The sequence below is a fragment of the Flavobacterium sp. genome (genome assembly GCF_035760125.1).
Taxonomy (GTDB): Bacteria; Bacteroidota; Bacteroidia; order Flavobacteriales; family Flavobacteriaceae; genus Flavobacterium.
In genome coordinates, this window is sequence record NZ_DASTTN010000067.1 from 1 (window position 1) to 4,910 (window position 4,910).

Annotated in this window: 2 protein-coding genes; one reads left to right on the forward strand and one right to left on the reverse strand. The window is 35.6% G+C overall.

Annotated elements, in window-relative coordinates; genetic code table 11:
- Positions 1–690 (reverse strand): fumarate hydratase (locus VFS71_RS02800; RefSeq protein WP_326399253.1); only part of this gene is annotated, 690 nt, incomplete at its 3' end.
- A 366-nt stretch (positions 691–1,056) separates the two neighbouring features.
- Here VFS71_RS02800 and VFS71_RS02805 point away from each other — a divergent pair.
- Positions 1,057–4,560 carry a M4 family metallopeptidase gene (locus VFS71_RS02805; protein ID WP_326399255.1) on the forward strand — a complete coding sequence of 1,168 codons (3,504 nt, stop codon included), beginning with the start codon at positions 1,057–1,059 and terminating at the stop codon, positions 4,558–4,560.
- The last annotated feature ends 350 nt before the right edge of the window (positions 4,561–4,910 follow it).

Genomic DNA, 4,910 nt, shown 5'->3' on the forward strand with positions numbered 1-4,910 from the left:
TATCACTAAAGCCAAGTGATACGGTGGACAAGCAGAAGTTCCCAAGTCCATTATTTTGGCACGAATGAAAGCATCCAATGATTTTTCATTCAACAATGATTTTGTTTGTTGATATAAATATGTTTTGTTTGCAGAACCTCCTCCTTTTGCCAAAAATAAAAATTCATAAGAAGCTCCTTTTTTAGCATAAATATCAATTTGCGCAGGAAGATTCGATCCTGAGTTTTTCTCTTCAAACATGCTGATAGGCACAATTTGTGAATAACGAAGGTTTCTTTCTTGATACGTATTAAAAATCCCTTTTGAGAGCCATTCAGCATCATCAACACCTGTATATACGTTTTCTCCTTTTTTGGCCATTACAATCGCCGTTCCGGTGTCCTGACACGAAGGTAATTCCCCGTCGATCGCCACAACTGCATTCTGCAATAAATTATAAGCCACAAATCGGTCATTGTCGGTCGCTTCTGGATCATCAAGAATGGCTCTTAATTTTTCCAAATGCGAAGTACGCAACATAAAAGAAACATCTTTCAAAGCTTCTTGTGCCAATAACTCCAACCCTTTTGGGTCAACAGTCAAGATTTCTCTATCGCCTAATTTTTCAACTTTTACAAAATCGGAAGTGATTTTACGGTATTGGGTATCGTCTTTTAAAATTGGATAAGGATCCTGGTATATAAAGTCCATAATTTGATTTTTTTTAAGAACGCCAAATATAAGAATTGTTCAAGGAATCATAACTGATTTATATCAGCTTCGTAATTAAATTATTCCAAAGTATAAATAATTCATTACAAACAGTCCTTTTTAAATTATGGAAATGGCTTTACAACCCTAAATTTAAATTTTTGTTCTGTTTTAACTCCCTTTTTTAGTCATTAGTTCAAGAATCAATTCATTATTTCATAGAAAACTAAATTCCAATTTACAGTCTACTACCAAAAAATAGAACTAAATAATCAGGTATTTATACGTATTTATGATTGTTTCATAACAAATACATTTGCAATTGTTATAAAATTAACAATTTAATAATCAACCAAACCAACCAAAATGAAAAGAAAATTACAAAAAATCATTGTATTAACAGTAGTTACATCAATGTTCTCTTTGTCAGCGTTTGCACAAAAAACGGACAAACGCATCAGTCAGAAAAATTTATCTGAAAATGGATCTCCCAGTTTAATCAGCTTTAATGAAAAATCTGATTATAAAAGATCTGATTATCAAAAAGCGCTTAAAGAACAATTGAATTTAGATGAAAACCAATCGTATTCAAGAATCAAAACGGAATCCGACAAAGATGGATTTACACATGAAAAATTCCAATTATACCATCAAGGAATTAAAGTAGAATTTGCCACATACAGCCTTCATTCAAAAAATGAAAAATTAGCTTCTATGAGCGGTGAGTATTATACCATAAAAAATGTAAACACAAAACCTTCTTTATCCCCAGAAGCCGCTTTTGAAAAAGCATTGCAACAAATAGGCGCTAAAACTTACTTATGGGAAAACCAAGCTGATGCAGCCGCAATGAACTATACAAAACCAAAAGGAGAGCTCGTTTTATTGCCCTCTATGGAAGAACAAGGTCAAAAAAGAACAAAAGACAATGTTCGTTTAGCTTACAAATTTGACATTTATGCAACAAATCCAATAAGCCGTGGTGATATTTATATTGATGCAAATACAGGACAAACTTTGTTTTATAATGCAACAATTAAGCATCTAGGCGAATTCAGTCATGGAAAATCTGAGATATCAACAGCAAAAAATGTGACACTAAATAATAATTCAAACGCGGCTATGGTTGCAGCAAATGCCGCAACCCGTTATAGCGGAACACAAACCTTACAAACTACATTAAGCGGTTCATCATATATACTATCGGATGCAACTCGAGGGAATGGCGTTCAAACCTATAATTCAGCCAGAACTGCCACATATCCAACAACAAATTTTACAGATGCAGATAATAACTGGACTGCAACTGAATTTAATAACACCAATAAGGACAATGGAGCATTAGATGCTCATTGGGGAGCTGAAATGACTTACGATTATTGGTCAGCTGTACATGGAAGAAATAGTTATGACAATGCTGGCGCAAAAATTAAAAGTTATGTGCACTATAATTTAATAGCTGCTGGTTACCCAGACAATAACAATGCTTTTTGGAACGGTAGTGTAATGACCTACGGTGACGGAAGCGGAACTGGAGGATTTGATATTTTGACTGCAATGGATGTTGCCGGACATGAAATAGGCCACGCAGTTTGTACCTATACTGCAAATCTAGCTTATCAAAAAGAATCAGGAGCCATGAATGAAGCCTTCTCCGATATTTGGGGAGCATGTATTGAATATCGAGCTGCGCCAACAAAATCTACTTGGCTTATAGGTGAAGATATAGAGAGACGAACAGGACATTTATCTTTACGTTCGATGAGTAATCCAAAAACAGAGGGACAGCCTGATACCTATGGTGGGACGAATTGGTACAATATAAATTGCACTCCATCAAGTTCGAATGATCAATGTGGAGTACATAGAAATTCTGGAGTTCTAAATCATTGGTTTTATATTTTATCAGTTGGTAAATCTGGCACGAATGATATTGGCAGTTCCTATAACGTAACAGGAATTACAATAGATAAAGCAGCAAAAATAGCCTATCGCTTGGAAAGCGTCTATTTATCGGCAAACTCAACTTATGCTAACGCCCGAACTTATGGAATCCAGGCTGCAACTGACCTATATGGAGCAGGCTCTGCAGAGGTAATAGCTACTACAAATGCTTTTTATGCAGTAGGAGTTGGAGCAGCTTATTCTGGTTCTTCCGATACAACAGCGCCTACAGCACCTACAAATTTAGTGGCATCTGGAACTACTTCAACTACAACAAATTTGTCTTGGACAGCAGCAACAGACAATGTGGCTGTAACAGGTTATAATGTTTACAATGGGACAACTTTAGTAACAACCGCTACTGGATTAACTTATACTGTTACAGGGTTAACAGCTAGCACAGCTTATACATTTACCGTAAAAGCTAAAGATGCAGCTGGAAATTTATCTCCAGACAGCAATGTAGCCTCTATAACAACTGGAGCAGCAACTGCAACTTATTGTACCTCAAAAGGAAATAGTGTAACAGATGAATACATCGGGAAAGTACAATTAGGCACAATCAATAATACTTCTACAGGAGGAACTGGGTATAGTGATTTTACTGCTATCTCAACCAATTTAACAAAAGGAAGTGCATCAACTATCACAATTACACCAACTTGGACCGGAACTGCTTATGCTGAAGGTTATGCTGTTTGGATTGATTTGAACGATGATAAAGATTTTGCAGATACAGGAGAATTAGTATGGAGCAAAGCCGCTTCTACTACAACACCAGCAACCGGTTCATTCACAGTACCAACTTCGGCAACTGCCAGTACAACTAGAATGAGAATCTCCATGAAATATAATGGTATACCAACTTCATGTGAAGCTATTTCTTATGGAGAGGTTGAAGATTATACTGTTACCCTTGTTACAGGAACAGCCGATACTCAGGCTCCAACAGCACCTACAAACCTTGCTGCTTCTGGAACTACTACAACAACAACAAATCTATCTTGGACAGCAGCTACAGACAATGTAGGTGTAACAGGATATGACGTATACCAAGGAGCTACTTTAAAATCTACCGTTACAGGAACTACATATGCAGTTACAGGCTTAACAGCAAGTACAGCATATACTTTTTATGTCGTGGCAAAAGATGCTGCAGGAAATGTTTCTGCATCCAGTAACGTGGCTAATGTAACAACAACAGGAACTGCTCTTACTTATTGTACTTCTAAAGGAAACAGTATGGCCGATGAGTTTATAGACAATGTTGCCATTGGTGGTATTGCAAATACAACAGCCGGAAATGCAGGTTATGGAGATTTCACAAACTTGACTGGTAATCTCCCTTATGGCTCAAATACAATAGTCTTAAGTGCCGGTTTTTCAGGTTCAGCTTACACAGAATATTGGAGAGTTTGGATTGATTTCAATAAAAATGGAACTTTTGAAACTACTGAACAAATGGTAGCAGGATCATCCTCTCTTAGCACTAATCTATCCTATACTTTTACAGTTCCAACAACCGTTTTGGCAGGAACAACAAGAATGAGAGTTTCTATGAAATACAATGCTGCTTCAACGGCCTGTGAAACTTTCTCTTATGGTGAAGTAGAAGATTATACCGTGAATATTGGTGGTGCCGCAATCGCAGGATTGACAGCTAATACTTCCACAAGTGAATTGGGTGATGAAAATAATATATTTGATTGTTCAATTTATCCAAACCCTGCTACCAACTCCATAAACCTAAAAATGGGAGACAGCAGAAAAACTTCTTACAGAATTATTAATTACTTAGGACAGCAAGTTGATGCAGGAAAATTATCCGAAAACAACATCAATATCAGCAAATTAGGCACTGGCACCTATTTTGTCGAAGTGAATGATGGTCAAAAAACAATGACTAAAATATTGATTAAGAAATAATTTTTTTTTAGACAAGCAAAAAGCCTCACAGAAATGTGAGGCTTTTATATTAATGTCTTGGATTAAAACCTAAAACCCTAACTGAACGAATAGATTTATCTTAGAAAACTTGTAATTAAGAATAGAAGAAGCAAACCTATGGCGATGTATTTTGTGTATTTTGACATTTTTAATTTATTTAATGAGTTGGATTCAAAAGAATGAAAAATAAATTAAAACTCCAAAAATATAGTTATAATGTTTTGTGTTTTCTTCTTGAGCTTTTTGACTTTAACCAAGATTCCACAATCATAAAAAAGTTAGTAAGTCTTTACTATTGGAATAAAGAATAAAAAACTGACACTAAAATT

Coding starts and splice junctions, on each gene's coding strand:
- VFS71_RS02805 (WP_326399255.1), top strand. CDS start 1,057: ATGAAAAGAAAATTACAAAAAATCATTGTATTAACAGTAGTTACATCA.